This is a genomic window from Enterococcus sp. AZ141 (assembly GCF_051714385.1).
In the GTDB taxonomy this organism is placed as follows: Bacteria; Bacillota; Bacilli; order Lactobacillales; family Enterococcaceae; genus Enterococcus_D; species Enterococcus_D entomosocium.
The window spans coordinates 851591-870590 of record NZ_JBIORT010000001.1 but is presented as its reverse complement, the minus strand read 5'-3'; the positions used below and the strand labels follow the sequence as shown (position 1 = coordinate 870590).

The following is a 19000-nucleotide window of genomic DNA, read 5'->3' as shown; positions in this document are numbered from 1 at the left end:
AAAGAATGTTACTTTTACATGTAGTTTTTGGTCTTTTATCTTTTGTCGGAGCAATGATGCTGGGGGTGGCCTTTAAAGGGCAGCTGCGAGAGCTTTCAAGGCTTCAGCAATGGGCAGTCGGTTTGAGTTATACGGGCACGCTGTTGACGGCGATTTTGGGGATCTTGTCTGCATCTTCTCATCCAATCATCGTACTCATGACCCTCGTAGGCGCACTGGCTTTTACGAAACGGACATTTTTAAGTGCAGATCAATCCAAAGAGCAATGATTGCTGATAGTAGCAGCGTAGAAGGAAAAAGCGTACTTGATTCATTGGAAAAGTCCCATATAAAGCTGCTTCCACTAAAAAAGAACAGCTTTATATGGGAGGATTAGTCAGGCGTTCGTTTAAAGGCGACAAGGAAATATCAATTCTCTTTCTTTGGAGAAGCGGCGTGAATGATTGGAATTACTACGTATTATCAAGAACGACCAACCGCAAAATTCTCGGATTGATTCGATTCAAAAGATAATTCCAGTCGGCAGCGTCGGGTATTGATTTTAATAAGACACTTTCAACATCCAGTAAGTATTCAGTGGCGTATTCGGAGTAGTTAGTAATGAGAAAATTAATGTTTTTTTCTTTTAAATACTCGTGGGAGAGTTCGTTTGAATCAGGGTAGTACATTTCATGATAAACGCCAAGATATTTTCGGATAATACTTTCGGCGTACTCACAAACATACTCGTTACCTTCAAAAATAACAGCTATAGTTCTCCGTGTGCCCCAATTCTCTTCAATGATGGCTTCCATGTGGAAGGTGAGACTTGCACAAAAATCATCCAAATGGTCGAAAGAATAGAGTGTTTTCACAAGAGGATGTGAGAGCAAAAACTGGCGATTTTTTTTATATTCAGCCGCAAATTTTTCTTTGACGAAAGCATTCAAATCATCGATGTTGACGTTCATCGTTGGCGATAACAACTCACGAAGCTTGAAAATAGTGAAGAATGACTCTAACCAAAGCAAATCTTTTTGTTCATCAAAGCTGTTGCCGCGATTTTGGGCATAGAAATCAGCAGTGATTTGTTTGATCGCGGGCCAGTGGTTATAGTTAAGACAAAACACTTTGCTTGTTTCTAGATCGGTGTTGAGTTTGCGACGACAAATGATGCAAGTCAAAAGATAGATTGCTTCTTCTTGAGGAAACTCAAAGGTAAAATAACGCTGGATAATCTTTTTAAGGTCCTCATAATTTGAAAGTAAACCATTTTTTTTAACTAACTCGCTTAGTTCTGGAGAGGGGGCAGCAAGTAAACCGCGTTTGCTGCGCTCCACGCTCATATAAAGGATATAAGCAAAATAAGAAAAAGAAGAGCTCTGTAAGGCCTTCGTTTCCAAAAGGTCAGTGATTTCCATCACCGCATCTTGTACATGGATCGAGGGAAATAACGTGTGGACATTAATGTCAGACTCGTAGTAAAAAAGACAGAAAAATTTTCGTATATCGATCTCCGAACCTGACAAAGAGACGGGATCCGTTTTGATTTTTAAACAGAAAGGGGATAAAAATGGCTGTATTTTCCGGAAGTAGCTGATCAGCGCTTGTTCAGAAATATTAAGCGTTAAGCTCCAATCAAAGAGGGTTTGCTGCTCATCATAAAAAATACTTTCTAAAATCTGGAAAATCGGTTCATCTTTTATCAATTCTTGCTTTTGCTTTCGATACCTATCATGATCGATTTCTTCAAAAAGATACCCGATTTTTGCTGTATGGATCGCCATAGCCCCTTTAAAATACTCTCGCAAGCTAGCAATGTCAGTAATCAACGTACGCGTACTGCTCTCGGTCACTTCAGCGAGTTCTCCCAGTGTACGGGAGGGACTTTTCTCAAATTCATTCAACAATTGCAGCCAGCGAATCAACGTACGATTTCGCATGAATTTTAATTGAAATGTTTTCATGTCAGCCTCCGAAAAATAAGTTTAAATAATTATAGCATAATCATTTACACAGAGAATGAAACGTTCAACTGTTAGGCGTTCTTGCCACAGTGCCTTGAAGGCTCTGACTACCAGCAGAACATTTCCGGGAATATCAATCGTTCACGGTAAGTATAGCAAGGACCTGAGAAACCAATTGCCAAAAATCATACATAAACTTGAGAAAACGAAGCGCTAATAGAAAGGCTCCAAACGCTAGATAAAAAGCTAATGAAGCAAGAAAAGACGATAAAAACACAGTTTTTCAACTGGCAGTTGCCCATTTGAAAAACTGTGTTTTTTTCTGATGACGCCAGAGGATCTTAGGCAACAGAAAGAAAAAGCTGCAACCCAGACTCGATAACGAATTGGATGCAAAACGTGATCCTTTACCAGTAGACCCATTCTTCCAACAACTCGTTCTCTTTGACAAGCACGGGAGTCATTTGCTTGAGTCGAAAAAACGAAGCGTAGTATAATAAAAGAGAATTGATATTTATTTACTATTTGGATGACAACATGTTTTTTTGATAGAGGTTGTTAAGTGAAAAAAGGAGAGAAAGGAAATCGCCTATGAAGCATTCGCAAAAAGGGGTAGCGCTTCTTTTGGTTTGCGGACAACTTTTAGCTGGTGTGCCAGTTTCAGCTGCGGTTGTTGCATCGGAAGGTACGATCGTTGCCCAAACATCAGAAACAGCTGCACAAGAAAGTGACAGTAGCAGCACAGCAGGGACGGTTGAAGAAACTGCTCCAGCAGGGGAAGGACAAGTGTCCGATTCGGAGCAAGGATCGGCACCTGTAGAAAGTGTACCAGAAGGATCTGAGACAGCGCCGGAGGGAACAGAGCAAACCGAAGAACCAACCCCAGATCCCCAACCGACGCCAGAACCGAAACCAGAGCCGAAACCAGAGCCAGAACTACCGAGTAAGCCAGAGCCTTCTCAGCCAGAAGAACCAACCCCAGCACCGAAACCAGAAAAACCAACGAAGCCTGAAGCGCCCAAACCTGAGACGCAGCCAGAGAAGCCCCAACCGTCAGAACCTGTAGAAACGCAACCGACACCAGAAGCAAACAGTGATGCAAGTCAAGAAACACCGGCGGCTGTGTCTCCGATCATACCACCAAGTACCCAAGCACCAAGCGGGCCAAGTCAATCCGATCCTATAACGCAGCAAGGTAGCGAAACGAGCTTGACGGTCACACCAGTAAAAGAAGTGTGGGATTTTATCCAAGAAATCGGCGAAGATGCCCGAGATATTGGCTTGAAAAATGATTTGTACGCTTCTGTCATGATTGCACAGGCTATTTTAGAATCAGGTGGCGGTCAAAGCAGATTGAGTCAGGCGCCGTATTTCAATCTCTTTGGTATCAAAGGAACCTATCACGGACAGGGTGTTGCCTTTCGGACACAAGAAGATGATGGTTCGGGAAATCACTACACAATCACGGCAACGTTCCGCCAATATACTGGCTACAAAGAGTCATTGATGGACTATGCTCGTTTGTTGAAAGAAGGGGTCGGACAGCAGTCTGATTTTTATAAAGGTGTATGGAAATCAGAAGCGGCTTCTTATCAAGAAGCTGCCCATTATTTGACTGGTCGGTATGCCACTGATACCGCGTATGATCAAAAGCTGACCGCATTGATCGAAGCCTATGCGTTGACCCGTTATGATCAGAAAAAACCTGATGTGACCGCAAGTGAGACGTATCTTTTTCCTGTTGAAAAAGCCGTTGTCACTTCTACTTTTGGCCCACGTTGGGGAAGCTTTCATCGGGGCGTTGACTTTGCCGCAGCGTTTGGGACACCCATCATGGCAAGTCAATCTGGAACGGTCATCCGTTCAGAGGTTCATCCTTCTTGGGGGAATTATGTAGCGATTCTCCATGAGGACGGGATGACGACACTCTATGCTCACAATCAACAGAACCTTGTGAAGGTTGGTCAACAAGTGGAACAAGGAGAAACGATTGCGCTCATGGGTAGTACGGGCAATAGCACAGGCGCACACCTGCACTTTGAAGTCAGTGCATCGCCTAGCTTGAGCCAAGCGAAATTGGTCGATCCAATCGCTTTTTTAACAAAATAAGGATTGCCGAAAAGAGAGTATCGTGGATACTTTCTTTTTTTGTCTTTTTCCAGCAATTTTTTGGGAGCAACGATTTTAATTTTTTTTTCATGAAAACCAAAAAAATGTTTAAAAAAATCGTGCATAGATTCTTTATAATTTTCACATAACCGTAACAGTTGCTAACCCATAAACTGGCGTGAACAGATCGGTCAGCCAGCAGCACAAATGGTAGGTTCGAATGCTATTGATGATGAGCGGAGAAGCAAAATCGTTACAGTTATTACCCCTACGAATAAAAACTTGCTAACGAAGTAGGGGAGCGAATAATCAGGAAGTGCATCAATTATAAGTCTACTCCTTTTTTTCTAATCAGTATTGATCGTTGAAAAGAACTAACAAGAAATGATTAACCATAAAAAAGTAGAAGAGATAAATGAGCTGCTCTTTTTTTCTGTTAAACGAAAAGAATGTTTTACACAGTGATGCATAAAATAAAAAAAGAGGGGAACATTTTATGAGAATAAATAAAACGGATTTTGAGACAGTGATGGCCAATAGCGAATTTTTAGACTATTACTGTCAATTATTTGAACAAAACGGTGAACGATCCGTCACAGATAAGCAATTAGAAAAATTACACTATTTGATTCAAAAGCAGGTGGCACTAACGATTCAAAAGAATGCGAGCTATTCCTTTTTTACACAAACATACAAGCTGCCGCAAACACTCGTAAAGGATTACCAACTGTTAGCGGAATGTACCGAGAGGCTTTCAAAAATAGAAATGGATCAGTTGATACCCAAACAATTTATTGAACAGGACTTTAATGTGCAGATGAAAAAAGTAAGTCAAGAAACGCAATATGAACAGCTTTTAAACATCATGACAGACACATTTAGACAAATAAAGAAAACATAGGTGATTTTCAACATAGCAGTTTTTTTTCAAAATGAAGCAAATAATACAAAGAATTTTCTTATTCCTTAAGCAGAATCTGATGAAAGTAAAAGCGAAATCCTTGCACTATTTTTAATAGCCGATAAAATAATTGTTATAAGACAGTAGTCTGGACACAACGCTTTTTTTCATCAGTCTATGAAAAAACCGATTTTTTATGTAGGATGAAAACCGATATAATGAGACTGCTTAGGCGCCTTTCATGCGTAAATTAGCCGCAAAAAAGAAATTCTTAGTAAGGAGCTTATGTTTGAAAAATTTTCAATTGAGTTTTGTCACAAGCAAATCGACCGTCCGATGGCTGCAGATTCTAAGTGAATTTGAAAAAAATGAAATTTGCAGTGCCAGCCATTTGGCTGAAGTAACAAGTAGTACCACAAGGACGATTGGCAAAGACATCAGTCAGATTAATGATTATTTCTGTGGGTTGATCCTGATCACTTCCACCAATCAAGGCTATTCGTTTGAACTATTTGATTATTCACAGTATGAAAAGAAAAAAGCCTCGCTTTTAGCGAATGAACCGCTCTTTATTTTATTGGAAAATATTTTTATTGGAGAGTTAAAGACGATCGATGAGTGGGCGGACTGCTTGTTTTTATCCAAGAGTACCTTATCAAAATACTTGCAGCGCATTCATGAACAACTGGCACGTTTTGATCTCCAACTAGCACTAGATCCCCTGAATATCGTTGGACAAGAAGCAGATATCCGCAATTTCTTCTGTACCTTTTTCTATGAAACGGATAGCACACCCCATACTGTCTTTCCGCCAGCTGCGGTCCAACAGGCAGTAACGGAAATCGGCAGGATGTTTAACAAAAATAGTTATCACACCGTTTCGTTTTCACAATATACGTATCTACTCTATATTTCGCTTGAGCGATTTATGCAAGGCAAAACTGTGCAAATCAACGACGAATTGTACCACGCCTTGCGACACAGTATTCAGCTGATGCACTTTCAGCGAATCAATGGCATTATTGAAAAGTACTTTCAATGTCGATTGACGAACGATGAACTTATCTTTTTGTTTGTTAGTATTATCACAAAGAAAAAACTGCAAAATGTGATCGTCGAACAAAAGTTTTGTCTTTCTTATAATCATTGGACCGAGATTCGCACGTTGACCAACGAGTTTTATCAGATGTTGAATGTATCGTCGAAAAAGCCTAAGGAAGATCAGATTCTGATCGAATCCTTTTTTACTTCTGCCAAATTGAAGGAGTGCTTATCCACTTCGGCCAATCGTAATATTTATGATGTGAATGCGTTTATTAAGAAAACTTTTTCTAAGGAGTTTGCTGCTTACCGAGAGTTTTTAGAAAGTAGTTGCGAGTACCACACCCTTTATTCTGTGGAGTATCTGACGGATTTTTGTGCAAACTTAGTGATTTTTATCGAATCTGTTCGAGAACGTCATTGGTTTCCCCGAAAAAATATCGCCTTTATCTTCGAAGGAAATAACAATATCGTTCAGTACATTGAGGGCTGGTCCAACCGCTATTTTAGCCGATCCCATCAAGTCTTTTATCCTGACTCAGGGGAAGTCAATGCTCAATATTTAGAACAAAATACCATTGATCTGCTAGTGACGAACTATGCCGAGCATGCGACCGAATTTCGAGATATCGTTGAATGTATCGTCTTCAAAACGATCCCTTCTTCTTCTGACTGGAATCGGCTGCTTGAACGGATCAATCCTAACGTCACCCGCCAATTTGCCCTAAAAGACCTCTTCTAGTTTCCCATTCTGTTTTGACCTAAAGAGTTGCTAGAAAGGGCCTTTTACATGAAAAGAAAGCATTTTTCCTTCACTGCTTAGACAGTGAGAAGGAAAGATGCTTTCTTTTTTAATGGCTTGACTCTCCGCAGCTGTGCAGGAGTGTGGGAAGGGGAAGTGGGGAATGCATCAGGTACGGATGCAAGCCTTTGGAACCAGCGGTTTTCAATTCAATCGATCAATGTGGGCGAAATCATTGGGCTTCACTTAAGTAAATCAAACTCCAAGGCGCCTTTTGGTTTAGCTGAAGACCGGTCAATTCCCGATAGAAACAGGTTTTGTCTTTGACCGTCAGCTGAATGATCTCTTCTTCCGTATACTCGTTTAGAGAAGAAATTTTTAAAACATAAAGTTCTTTTAGTATTTGCAGCTGTGCGTCGATATCTAAGAGCAACGACATTTTTTCGAAAAAAGTACCCTCGTCTTGTTCATAGATCGCCAAGAATCGTTGGCGCAAAGAGAGATAAAAATTAAAGATTTTTGGGTGTGTATAAGAACAGGGAGAGTGGATAAATTCTACGTCAAAAAAGTTTACATATTCTTCGGCTGATTGGATCGTTTTTAAGTTCATATCAATACTCCTTATAAGTGTTAGGAAAAGGTGACAATACGTGTCATTATCAAAAAGAGTCACTGTTAAGCAATGTCTTACTGAGAAGGCCCTTTTGTTTTTTTTAATGATTGGGGGAAGGACTTTCGCTACATTCAATGTACAGGATATTCCAAATTGGCTCAAACGCGTTTTTTCGTAACCATACGAAGATTTGTTTTCGCTGGTATTAACGTCAAAAATGTTCAACTATTCTGATAATTGTTGTTATAAAAAGAATATTTTCGGAATGGACGAAATGACTGGGTTTCCTTTCTTTTCCAGCAGGTTGTTTTTTCATTCGCTGAAATCATGGTTGAGAAAAAACAGCATCAGTTGACCGGTAGGCTCATCCCCGTCATTTTTTCAAAGGTGTGATACTATAGAATTATCTAGAAAAACGATCCTTTGATTCAAGTTGCCAATGCCAAAATAGTGCGAAGACACGCAGTTGCAGTGAGACGCAACCGTCTGTTTCGGTGAAAAGAATTGGCTAAATAGGGACGTTTATTAAAGCAAACGAGGAGCAATTCAATGAATGAGAAAAAAACAGTTGTAGTGATCGGCGGCGGACTTGGTGGTCTATCAGCGGCGGTCTCATTAGCCCAAAATGGCTTTGATGTATCATTATATGAAAAAAATCACCATTTAGGTGGCAAATTGAACCGACTGGAAACAAACGGCTTCGGCTTTGACTTAGGTCCTTCGATTTTGACGATGCCGCAGATTTTTGAAAAATTATTTACTGGCAGCAATCGCGATATGGCGGATTATGTTGCGATTCGCCGATTGCCATTGGAATGGCGCTCCTTTTTCCCCGACGGCACCAAGATCGATCTCTATGGCGATCTTGCCCGCATGGCAAAGGAAAACCCCCACTTGTCGGAAAAAGACATGGCAGAGTACCAAAACTTTTTGGACTATGCGCAAAAGATTTATGATATCACGGAAAAAGGCTATTTCGAGAAAGGCTTAGATACCACGAAAGAAATCTTGAAGTATCACGGCGTGATCAAAGCGCTGAAAGGCTTTGATTATTTCTCTTCCATGCATGATGCCATTCAAAAACGTGTCAGCAATCCGCAGCTGCAAGACATGCTGAGCTATTTTATCAAGTATGTCGGCTCGTCTCCTTATGACGCCCCAGCCGTCTTGAACATGATGATCTACATGCAGCATGCCCAAGGTGTCTGGTACGTGCCAGGCGGGATGCATCGGTTAGCCGAAGGCATCGTTCGCTTAGCAAAAGAGATCGGTGTGACCTTCCATACGGGACATAAAGTGGAAAAATTGATCGTTGAACAAGAACAAATCCGTGCCGCTCGTTTGGATGATGGTACGTTGATCGAAGCCGACTATTTTGTTTCCAACATGGAAGTGATCCCGGCTTATGAAGAGCTGTTAGAAGAAGCGCCGACCTTTACTCGAAAACTGGAAGAAAAATTTGAACCAGCAAGTTCTGGCTTTGTCTTGCACTTAGGGGTCAAAACCTCCTATCCGCAACTGGCGCACCACAACTTTTTCTTTTCCAATGCCTCAAAAGAAAACTTTGATCAAAATTTCCATCAGCATCAGCTGCCGGAAGACCCAACGATCTATTTGGTCAATGCCAACAAAACCGATCCGTCGCAAACAGTGGCAGGGCATGAGAACATCAAAATCTTGCCTCATATCCCTTATTTGCAGGATAAACCCTTTACGGAAGCGGAATACGATGCCTTTCGTGAACGGATCTTGATCAAGCTGGAAAACATGGGCTTAACGGATCTACGCAAGCACATCGTGTATGAAGACCGTTGGACACCCGAAGACATCCAAAAGAATTATTTGTCACATCGCGGCGCCATCTACGGCACGGTCTCTAATCGCAAGAAAAATCATGGCTTTAAACACCCGAAACACAGCGAACGCTACGACAATCTATACTTCGTTGGCGGTACGGTCAATCCCGGTGCCGGCATGCCGATGGTGACCCTTAGTGGCCAGCAAGTCAGTGAGATGATCACCAAAAGAGAACACTAAGACAAGAAAGGATGATGACTGTGTACCTGCTGCTCGCTGGTATTTGCGCTGCTTGGCTGGCAGGCTGGCTGATTTTTTTCCGCCTGCCGACGATACCCACCCGCAAGGAGACAGCCGCATCCAAAGACTTGAAGGAGAGGGCAGAATTGTCGATCATCATCCCCGCCCGCAATGAAGCAGAAAATTTGCCGCAATTGTTGGCATCCTTGCAGCAGCAAACCCTTTATCCTGTGGAGATTTTGGTGGTTGATGACGGATCGGAAGACGAGACGATCGCCTGTGCCAAGCGCTTCGGTGCGACGGTCTTGCAAACCGCTGCTGATTCTGCTGGGAAAGCGGCGGCTTGCTGGTTAGGCGCCTCACAAACGGCGGGCAAGTATCTATTATTTTTGGATGCCGATACCTTCTTTCTAGCAGAAGATGGCTTAGAGCGCCTTTTCGCTGCGTATGAGGAGCGATCGGGACAAGGCCTGCTCTCGGTGCAGCCCTATCATCAAACGAAGCGCCTGTATGAACAACTATCTGCCGTCTTTAATGTCATCTTACCTGTCGGGTTGAACCGTTTCTCTATCGTAGGCGAAAAACTCTCAGCCGGCGGCGCCTTTGGTCCGTGTATCTTGTGCAGCAAAACAGCGTACCTTCAAGCCAATGGGCATCAGGACATGCCACAAGGAATCTTAGATGATCTAGCATTAGCGAGACGCTTTAAGAAAAAACGCTTGCCGATCACCTTGTATGGTGGAAAAGACCTGTTGGCCTTTCGGATGTATCCAGCTGGTGTTCGTCAACTTGTTCAAGGCTGGACGAAGGACTTTGCCACTGCTTCGCAATTCACTCACCCTTTGATCATGGCGGGTGTCATCTTGTGGATCAGCGGCGGCATTGGGGTACTGGCGGCACCGTTTCTGATGGAACCGCTTTGGCTAGGACTGCTTTTTTATGCTGCTTATTTTGGACAAACTCTGTGCTTTGCTCGCCGTGTCGGCAACTTCAACCGAGTCTTGCTGCTTTTTTTCCCATGTTACTTTCTTTTTTTCCTAGGCTTATTTGGTTGGTCATGGATCCAAACCCATTTGTTGAAATCCGTGACCTGGAAAGGACGAAAAATCAATTTATAGGAGGCGATGCACATGCCGCTGATCACCTTATCTCCACTGCTCTTGCTCATTACAGACAGCTTGGCTTGGCTGCTGTTTCATCTAGGCATCTCGTTTGGCTTGCGCAAAGTCAGTGATGCTTTTTTTGAACGTCATGCCAACTGGTTCCGTTCTTTTGCCTTTGAAAAAGGCGGCAGAATCTGGGCGGAGGTATTTCGTATTCGTCAGTGGAAAGACAAATTGCCCGACGGCACTGTGATTGCCAAAAAAGGCTTTGACAAATCTCGCTTGGCTCAGCAACAAAAGGACTATCTGGAAAAATTCGTCATCGAAACACGCCGAGCAGAGCTGACCCATTGGCTGCTGATTGTTCCAGCACCGTTCTTTTTCCTCTGGAATCCTACGTGGGCGGGCTGGGTGATGATCGCCTATGCGTTATTGGCAAACTGCCCATTCATCATGATCCAACGCTATAATCGCCCCCGTTTGGAGCGAGTCTTGCTGAAAAAAAGTGCCCTGCAAGTCAAGCAGAAGGCGACGGTCTAGGTTCATGTAGGCGTTGCTTTTAAGATTCGCCGAAAAATAGGCAAACGGGAAATCAAAAGGATCGGAGGATAACTGCCTTCGATCCTTTTTAAAAAATTGGTGTTAATTTTTATGGGATGCGTCAAGACCATTCTTTGTACACTAAGGTCATTCAGAGGAAAGGGTGATCGTATGTCATCAGAAGGATGTGGGCAAATTTTCGACCTGCCTTTGCAGGCTGCTGCATTGGTTGGTCGTGTGTTTGGACAAGCACAAAGTATTTTTGTAAGTATAGAAAAGAAGGAGGGATGCGCAAGATGATTGAAGATAGCCGTCAACGGGACCACTATTACGACATGCTGATTGAAAAAAATTCCCAATATGAAGGGATTTTTTACGTTGGAGTAAAAACCACCGGCGTCTTTTGCCGTCCTACCTGTCCAGCGAAAAAACCGCTCAAGAAAAACTGCGAGTTTTTTCAGACGGCACAAGAAGCGTTGCTGGCGGCGTATCGTCCCTGCAAACGATGTCGCCCGCTCAGCTCACCTAGCCACTTATCCCCTGACGTGAAAAGCCTTGTGGAAGCGGTGGAGAGCAACCCGGAGAAAAAGTGGACCGACAAAGATTTTGAAGCGCTAGCGATCCATCCCAATACTGCGCGTCGACAATTTAAAAAATATTTTGGCATGACCTTTATCGAATATTCCCGTTCACGCCGTTTAGGGTTAGCGTTTAAGCAGATTCGTGAAGGAGAACCGCTGATCCAAGCACAATTAGAAGCCGGCTTCGATTCTGGCAACGGCTTTCGAGATGCGTTTTCCCGGATTATGGGGGAATTGCCTTCCAACAGCCGCGAAAAAACGATTCTTTCTTCTGCTTGGCTTGAGACCAAGCTGGGATCGATGTTGGCGATCAGCGACCAGCAGCAGCTTTACTTGTTAGAATTCGTGGATCGCAGAGGGCTAGAAACGGAGATCGCTGTTTTGAGAAGCCGTTTGAATGCAGTGATTATTCCCCAGCAAACAGCAATCATCCAGCAGCTTAAGCAAGAACTGACGGAATATTTTGAAGGAAATCGAACTGTTTTCACGATTCCAATTGCATTGATCGGCTCCGATTTTCAGAAAGCCGTCTGGCAGCAGCTGTTGGCGATGAAGATCGGAGAAACATACTCTTACAAACAATTGGCACAGCGAATCGGCAATGAAAAAGCTACCCGAGCTGTTGCCAATGCCAACGGAAAAAATCAATTGGCGTTGATCGTTCCATGCCACCGCGTCATCAATAGCGATGGCAGCATCGGCGGCTATGGCGGCGGTGTCGAACGCAAAAAGTGGTTACTGGCTTTGGAAAAGCAGGTGCAGCCGACCACAATGATCTAAAAAGGACAAGTATGCGTCGGAATCAGCGCTTCATTCATCGGTACATGGAATGGATCGAATCCTCTTCAGTAAAATATATATTTAGCGGAACTCATGGAACCTTTCATGAGTTCCGTTTTTTTATTAGATTTGAAGGGGACGTAGAGAAAAGGTGGGACCTTCGTTAGTGTCTAACCGTTCTTAACCTCTATAAAAATAAGCATTGAATGATTTTCTTAAACAACCAAAGCACATCTTTTTACAACTTACAAAAAGTAAGTTATGATTATCTCGAATTCGAAATAAAGAGGTGAGGAAAATGGCGCATCAAGAAGAAGCGCTCAAAGCGTACATCGGTTTGCTGCGTACGGCGAGTCGTTTGGAACAAGTGGCAAAAAAAGATGTTCGTTGTTATGGCTTAAATATCACAGAGTTTTCTGTACTGGAATTGCTTTACCATAAAGGCACCCATACGACGCAAGCCATCAAGGAAAAAATTTTGATCGCCAGCAGCTCGACAACCTATGTAGTCGATCAATTAGTCAAAAAAGGCTGCGTGCGCCGGGAACCTAGCCAAGAAGATCAACGGGTAACTTACGTCAGGATTACGGAAGCAGGCAGGGCATTGATGGAGAAAATTTTTCCCAGTCATGCACAAAAGATTGCGGCGAGTTTTTCCGAACTCAGCAGTGAAGAATTGCAACAATTAAAAACAATTTTACGAAAAATAACTTACAATCAGAAATGAGGAAAAGAAAATGAGAAAACAAGATCAATTATTAGGGGTACACCATGTGACGGCCATGACAAGTGATGTGGAACGGAATTACCATTTCTTTACAGATGTGTTAGGGATGCGTTTAGTGAAAAAAACCGTCAATCAAGATGACATTTATACGTACCATACCTACTTTGCGGATGATTTAGGGTCACCGGGAACGACCATGACGTTCTTTGATTTTCCCAATACCGCTCGCGGCAGCAAAGGAACCAACTCGATCACCCGCACCAGTTTCCGAGTACCCAGTGATGCTGCCCTTGATTATTATGCCGCACGCTTTGATGAATTTGAGGTAAAACACGAAGCAATCACCACCGAATTTGGGAAAAAAGTGATGCGTTTTTGGGATTTTGATACGCAAGCTTATCAATTGATCTCTGACGAACACAATACTGGCGTGAAAGCTGGTACTCCTTGGAAAAAAGGACCGGTTCCTACTAAATTTGCGATTTATGGCTTAGGTCCTGTCGAAATGTCTGTTTCTTACTTGGCAGATTTCAAAGGGCTGCTGGAATCCGTTTTTGATTTCAAAACCATTGATCAAGTAGATAATCGCTATTTGCTAGAAGTTGGTGAAGGCGGCAATGGCGCTCAAGTCGTTTTAGTGGAAGATACCACGAGCCCGCAAGCGCAACAAGGCGATGGCGAAGTACATCATGTCGCTTTTCGCTTAGCTCACCACGACTCATTAGCAGTTTGGCAAGAAATCTTTGATAACTTGGGATTGGCCAACTCCGGCTATGTGGATCGCTACTATTTTGAATCCTTGTATGTGCGCATCGGCCATATTCTTTTTGAACTAGCAACAGATGAACCAGGGTTCATGGGGGATGAGCCATACGAAACATTGGGTGAGTCCTTATCATTGGCACCATTTTTAGAAAATCGCCGTGAATACATCGAAGGAGTCATCAAACCCTTCAATACAAAACGCGCCTAAGGAGGCACACAGTATGCAACCCATTCAACAGATCCACCATATTTCAGCCATCGTAGGCGATCCGCAAACGAACGTTGCCTTTTACCGCGACGTGTTGGGGTTGCGCCTCGTCAAACAAACCGTCAATTTTGATGATCCGTACACGTATCATCTTTATTACAGCAATCAAGCATTAGAAAATGGGACCATCATCACCTTCTTTCCATGGGCAAATGCCCATCCTGGACGAGTAGGAAGCGGACAAGTCGGCACGATCGCGTTTCGTATTCCTAAAGGCAGCAGTGCCTATTGGCAAGAACATTTGGCGAAACATCAAGTAACTGTCCAAGAAAGTACATTGTTTGATCGGCCAACTTTAGAACTTCATGATCAGCATGACCTGTCTTTGGCGTTAGTCGAAGCCGAAGAATCGGCGGAAACACCAGCGATTGTAGGCTTTCATGGGGCCGTCTTGCTTTCGGCACAACCAGAAGCGACCATTCAAACGTTGGCAGATGATCTAGGACTAAACATTTTTAACAAAACAGAGAAAAGCACCCATCTTCATACCGCAGGCACCCTCGCTCATGAGATCGTCGTGCCCCATGAAGCACTGCCAGCAGGGCGCTGGGGTGTCGGCACCGTCCATCACATCGCGTGGTCTGTGCCAACGGAAGCAGTGCAAAAAGAGTGGCAAGAGTACTTGTACGATCAAAGATACGGAGTCACTGAAATCAAAGACCGCAATTATTTCAAAGCCGTCTATTTCCAAGAGCGGGGCAACATCGTCTTTGAGATCGCAACAGAAACCCCAGGCTTTTTAGTTGATGAACCATTAGAAACGTTAGGACAGCAGTTGATGCTGCCAGCCCAATTTGAAAGCCGTCGTGCAGAGATCGAGGATCGCTTGCCAGACTTATCGGTTTAGAAAAAAGGAGACGCTGTATGCACTATTTAGATCCCAAGAATTTGACCCAACGAGAAAATTATAAACTACTGATCGGCTCCATCATTCCACGGCCAGTGGCAGTGGTCAGTACGCAATCAGCCGATGGTATCGTCAACATCGCCCCATTCAGTTTTTTTAACATCGTCAGCTCAGAACCCGTGATCCTCTCGTTGGCTATCCAGCGTAAAGAGGGGGAACTGAAAGACACCGCCCGCAATCTGTTGGCGACAAAAGAAGCCGTCGTGCATATTTTGGATCAAACAAATGTCCAAGAGGCCAATAAAACCGCGGCATTATTGCCCGCAGACCAAAGCGAGTTGACGGTTTCTGGATTTACCACAACGACATCGAAAACAATTGTCGTTCCTGGCTTGAAAGAAGCCAATGTACGCTTAGAAACGATTCTGCATCAACACGTACCCATCAAAAAAGACCAGCAGACCACTGCCGATCTCTTATTGTTGGAAGTCGTCGGCTACCAGATTGCAGAGGATGTCTATCAAGATGGCAAGATCGATCCCCGTGCCTTACAAGCAGTCAGCCGGCTAGCGGGAAATTCTTACGCAACGATTGGGGAGATTTTCGATATCAAACGACCAAGTTAAAGGAGGAACTTCGATGAAAGCAATCTATCAACAAGGAGCAGCTGACGCACCAGTTTTGGTGCTGCTCCACGGCACCGGTGGCGACGAACAGTCGCTGCTAGAAGTAGGCAAAGCCCTTGATCCCCAAGCTTCACTATTAGGTATTCGCGGCAATGTCTTAGAAAACGGCATGCCCCGTTACTTCAAACGCCTAGCTGAAGGGGTTTATGATGAAGCCGACTTAGCACTTCGCGGCGACGAATTAGCCGATTTTATTCGGCAAGCCGCCAAAGAATACAACTTTTCGTTAGCGCAAGTGGTACTGGTGGGTTATTCCAATGGCGCCAACATTGCCATTCGCTTATTACTAAATGATAGTGACCACTTCAAAAAAGCGATCCTCTACCACGCCATGTATCCAGTCGAGAATGTACCGACGAATTCCTTGCCTGACACTCATGTGTTTCTGAGTTTTGGCAGAAACGACCCGATCGTTTCCCTAGCTGACAGTGCTTACGTCCAAGAGATCTTTACCTCGCGGGGCGCAGTCCTTTCAACCGTTTGGACCCCAAGTCATCAGTTAACGTATGAAGAAGTTGAACACTCGCGCACGTGGTTGACCAAACAATAAAGCAGTGCCCATTTCCTAATCAAACAGCGATCCTGCTGGTTGGTTAGGTTTTTTTGTTTCACGTGAAAACAATTCGAAAGAGTGAGAGGGGATACATTACTAGGGACGCCTAGTTCAATAACAGCCCACTAGGAATTTACCAAATGATCCTTTTTCTGAAACGAATAGAGTCAAATCAGCATAATCAGTGAATCAAGACAACTTTTTTAAAATTATCCATAAAAAATCAATTTATTTCAAATGATTCCAAAATGGAGTTTTAACAAAATAAATGCTTATAAATCAATTTTTTGAAGTATTTCTTTTAATAGAGACAATGCTTCTTTATGAATTAATTTGAAATAATATGAAATAAAGTGGTTGTTAATGGAAAAATTTTGTGCTATTCTGAGTCTATAATAAATGGCTAAGGAGAATGAAGATGAAATTAGCAACGAGAATCAATTCATTTTTATCAATTTACGAAAATGATTTAGACAATGTATTTGGCGCATTCAAAGAATTGGGGCTTGATTACGTAGATTTAAATTATCCGGAGCACGTCGGTGGGACGACTGCCTCTGAAATGAAAGAGAGATTGGGACAAGCTGATTTGAAATTGAATGGTGTTGCATTGCGATTCAGAGAAGAGTTTATCAACGGTGAATTAGGCAATGCTGACCCACAGGTTGCGCAGCATGCCTTAACGTTATGCAAAGAAGCTGTTGATTATTGTCGTGCAGCAGGTGGAGAAGTCGTAACCATTTGGCTCGGGTTTGATGGCTTTGACTATAGTTTTCAAATCAATTACCAAAAGGTTTGGAATCAGATTCGGGCTGCCTTTATTGAAATTGCTGACTACGCACCAGATTTGAAAATCAGTATCGAGTATAAGCCATTTCAACCAAGAGCCTATGCGTTCATTGATAGTATGGGTGTCACTGGAATGATGCTTAATGAGATCAACCGTAAAAATGTAGGTGTGACCCTTGATTATTGCCACATGCTAATGAAACACGAAAACCCTGCTTTTGCTGCGGATCTGTTCGCTGGAAAAGGGTTATTATACGGGGTGCATCTGAATGATGGGTATGGGTTAAACGACGATGGATTGATGATCGGTTCAGCAACACCCTTCAAAACATTAGAATTCTTGTATTATGTCAAAAAGCATAACTATGACGGTGTGATTTATTTTGATACGTTCCCTGTAATTGAGCATGCCTCAAAAGAGTGCGAACAAAACATGAAAATGATCAAACAAATGGATCAAATGATCGATAACGTAGGCTTGGCTGCGATTCAAGCTGTGATCGATCAAAACGATGCAGTCGCAGCCAATCAGTTGCTGCTTGAATTTTTGTCACCAACAAATCAATCAAAATAAAAGGAGTGGGGAAGATGGATTACAAAGTGATGGCAAAAAATATTTTAGAAAAAATAGGCGGAGCGGAAAATGTTCGCAATATGACACATTGTGCCACCCGGTTGCGTCTAACGTTACATGACACCGCAAAAGCGGACGATCAAGCCGTCGAGAATATCGACGGAGTGATCAATGTCATTAATAAGGCGGGCCAGTACCAGCTTTTGATTGGGACAGAAGTTGGAAAGCTCTATGATGAGTTTGAGCCGTTAGTTAAAGGTGACGAAATTTCTGGTAGCCCTACCACAGAAGAACAAGCTTCTGGCAGTATTATCAGCAATGTTTTTTCTGCCGTATCTGCTATTTTTGCGCCACTACTCCCAGTTTTGGCGGGCTCAGGTATTTTAAGAGGACTACTGATTTTGTTTGTTCAGCTCGGGTTGATCAGTGAAGACAGCGGCACTTATTCGATTTTATTTGTTGCTTCTATGAGTGTATTTTATTTCTTACCCGTATTGTTAGCGTTTACTTCAGCGCGGCGGTTTGGTGCCAGTCCGTATATCTCGGCATTGATCGGGGCTGCGTTAATCAATCCTGATTTTATTGCATTGATGGGAGGAGCAGGCAACGGTGCAACGACGGAGTTCTTCGGGATTCCAGTCGTTTTGATGAACTACAATTCGACTGTCGTACCAATCATCCTTTCGATTTGGGCTTTTTCATATCTCTACAAATTCTTAGACAAACACATACCGGAGACTTTAAAATTGGTGGTCGTTCCTTTAGTCTCACTAGCGATTATGGTTCCATTGACAGTGATCGTTATTGGACCAATCGGGGTCTATAGTGGCGAAGCAGTCGCTAATGTGGTGAATTGGTTGATCGAGCGCAGTAGTGTGCTAACTGGAATCTTAGTTGGTGGTGGTTGGAGTGTTCTCGTAAGTTTGGGCATTCACTGGGCAGTCAATCCAATCATGATTAATAACGTTTCAACCTATGGCTTTGATTACATCGTTCCTTTTACTTTTGCATGTAACTTCGCTGTGATAGGTACAACGATTGGCGTTTACTTTAAAGCAAAAGATAAAAAACTACGAAGCTTTGCTTTAACTGGCTTGGTCACGATCGCATTATCAGCGATTATCGAAGCTACTTTGTTCGGCTTACTTGTAAAAAATAAAAAACTTTTCTTAGCGCAAATTATTGGTGGTGCTGTGGGTGGGGCCTATTTAGGATTGATGCAAGTTGTAACGAATGCCTTTGTCTTTGGTAGTGTCACCACTTTTCCCGCCTTTGTAGGCTCAACTTCCTCGAATTTCATACAAGCGATGATCGGCTTACTGATTTCAATGGTGGTTTCAGCAGTCTTAGCATTTGTATTTACCAATCGAGACGAGACGTTGGCGTAGAAAGCAGGGG

General features: G+C 43.1%; 17 protein-coding genes. 15 read left to right on the top strand and 2 right to left on the bottom strand.

The window, feature by feature from the left end:
* Positions 1-5 precede the first annotated feature (5 nt).
* Positions 6-269: a hypothetical protein gene (locus IGI89_RS04045; RefSeq protein WP_005232670.1), complete on the top strand. Its 264-nt coding sequence runs from the start codon at positions 6-8 to the stop codon at positions 267-269.
* A gap of 183 nt (positions 270-452) precedes the next feature.
* Here the strand turns inward: IGI89_RS04045 and IGI89_RS04040 are convergent, their stop codons facing one another.
* Positions 453-1946 carry a helix-turn-helix domain-containing protein gene (locus IGI89_RS04040; protein ID WP_438735350.1) on the bottom strand — a complete coding sequence of 498 codons (1494 nt, stop codon included), beginning with the start codon at positions 1944-1946 and terminating at the stop codon, positions 453-455.
* A gap of 591 nt (positions 1947-2537) precedes the next feature.
* Here IGI89_RS04040 and IGI89_RS04035 point away from each other — a divergent pair.
* From IGI89_RS04035 to IGI89_RS04025, 3 genes are all read left to right on the top strand, one after another.
* The gene (locus tag IGI89_RS04035; protein WP_005232667.1) at positions 2538-4055 is read left to right on the top strand and encodes a peptidoglycan DD-metalloendopeptidase family protein; all 1518 of its coding nucleotides are present in this window, start codon (positions 2538-2540) and stop codon (positions 4053-4055) included.
* Positions 4056-4551: 496 nt separating this feature from the next.
* The gene (locus IGI89_RS04030) at positions 4552-4956 is read left to right on the top strand and encodes a hypothetical protein (RefSeq protein ID WP_016611554.1); all 405 of its coding nucleotides are present in this window, start codon (positions 4552-4554) and stop codon (positions 4954-4956) included.
* 289 nt (positions 4957-5245) lie between these two features.
* A complete protein-coding gene (locus IGI89_RS04025; RefSeq protein WP_233499075.1) occupies positions 5246-6739 on the top strand; it encodes a helix-turn-helix domain-containing protein in 1494 nt (497 codons plus the stop codon).
* Between the two features lie 232 nt (positions 6740-6971).
* Here IGI89_RS04025 and IGI89_RS04020 read toward each other — a convergent pair whose 3' ends face one another.
* Complete coding sequence (locus tag IGI89_RS04020) at positions 6972-7349, bottom strand: DUF7006 family protein (RefSeq protein WP_005232663.1); 378 nt, start codon at positions 7347-7349, stop codon at positions 6972-6974.
* A 552-nt stretch (positions 7350-7901) separates the two neighbouring features.
* On the opposite strand from IGI89_RS04020, the gene IGI89_RS04015 reads away from it, so the two are divergent.
* The 11 genes from IGI89_RS04015 to IGI89_RS03965 all read left to right on the top strand — a co-directional run bounded on the left by IGI89_RS04015 (position 7902) and on the right by IGI89_RS03965 (position 18990).
* Positions 7902-9389 carry a phytoene desaturase family protein gene (locus IGI89_RS04015; protein WP_422705484.1) on the top strand — a complete coding sequence of 496 codons (1488 nt, stop codon included), beginning with the start codon at positions 7902-7904 and terminating at the stop codon, positions 9387-9389.
* Positions 9390-9400: 11 nt separating this feature from the next.
* Positions 9401-10507 carry a glycosyltransferase gene (locus tag IGI89_RS04010; protein ID WP_422705483.1) on the top strand — a complete coding sequence of 369 codons (1107 nt, stop codon included), beginning with the start codon at positions 9401-9403 and terminating at the stop codon, positions 10505-10507.
* Positions 10508-10513: 6 nt separating this feature from the next.
* Positions 10514-11032 (top strand): glycosyl-4,4'-diaponeurosporenoate acyltransferase, encoded by a 519-nt coding sequence (locus IGI89_RS04005; protein WP_218192983.1) that lies wholly within the window; start codon positions 10514-10516, stop codon positions 11030-11032.
* A gap of 296 nt (positions 11033-11328) precedes the next feature.
* Positions 11329-12393 (top strand): bifunctional transcriptional activator/DNA repair enzyme AdaA, encoded by a 1065-nt coding sequence (locus IGI89_RS04000; RefSeq protein ID WP_438735349.1) that lies wholly within the window; start codon positions 11329-11331, stop codon positions 12391-12393.
* Between the two features lie 298 nt (positions 12394-12691).
* The gene (locus IGI89_RS03995) at positions 12692-13120 is read left to right on the top strand and encodes a MarR family winged helix-turn-helix transcriptional regulator (protein ID WP_438735348.1); all 429 of its coding nucleotides are present in this window, start codon (positions 12692-12694) and stop codon (positions 13118-13120) included.
* Between the two features lie 10 nt (positions 13121-13130).
* Positions 13131-14093 carry a ring-cleaving dioxygenase gene (locus IGI89_RS03990; RefSeq protein ID WP_430601306.1) on the top strand — a complete coding sequence of 321 codons (963 nt, stop codon included), beginning with the start codon at positions 13131-13133 and terminating at the stop codon, positions 14091-14093.
* A 13-nt stretch (positions 14094-14106) separates the two neighbouring features.
* On the top strand, positions 14107-15000 hold the full coding sequence (locus IGI89_RS03985) for a VOC family protein (protein ID WP_167822637.1): 894 nt from the start codon (positions 14107-14109) through the stop codon (positions 14998-15000).
* 17 nt (positions 15001-15017) lie between these two features.
* Positions 15018-15626, top strand: coding sequence for a flavin reductase family protein (locus tag IGI89_RS03980; RefSeq protein ID WP_016611541.1), 609 nt, complete (start codon positions 15018-15020; stop codon positions 15624-15626).
* Positions 15627-15639: 13 nt separating this feature from the next.
* The gene (locus tag IGI89_RS03975; protein ID WP_005232636.1) at positions 15640-16236 is read left to right on the top strand and encodes an alpha/beta hydrolase; all 597 of its coding nucleotides are present in this window, start codon (positions 15640-15642) and stop codon (positions 16234-16236) included.
* Positions 16237-16657: 421 nt separating this feature from the next.
* Entirely contained in the window at positions 16658-17602 is a 945-nt protein-coding gene (locus IGI89_RS03970; RefSeq protein WP_077453036.1) for a sugar phosphate isomerase/epimerase family protein, read from the top strand.
* Positions 17603-17616: 14 nt separating this feature from the next.
* The gene (locus IGI89_RS03965) at positions 17617-18990 is read left to right on the top strand and encodes a PTS transporter subunit EIIC (RefSeq protein ID WP_077453034.1); all 1374 of its coding nucleotides are present in this window, start codon (positions 17617-17619) and stop codon (positions 18988-18990) included.
* The last annotated feature ends 10 nt before the right edge of the window (positions 18991-19000 follow it).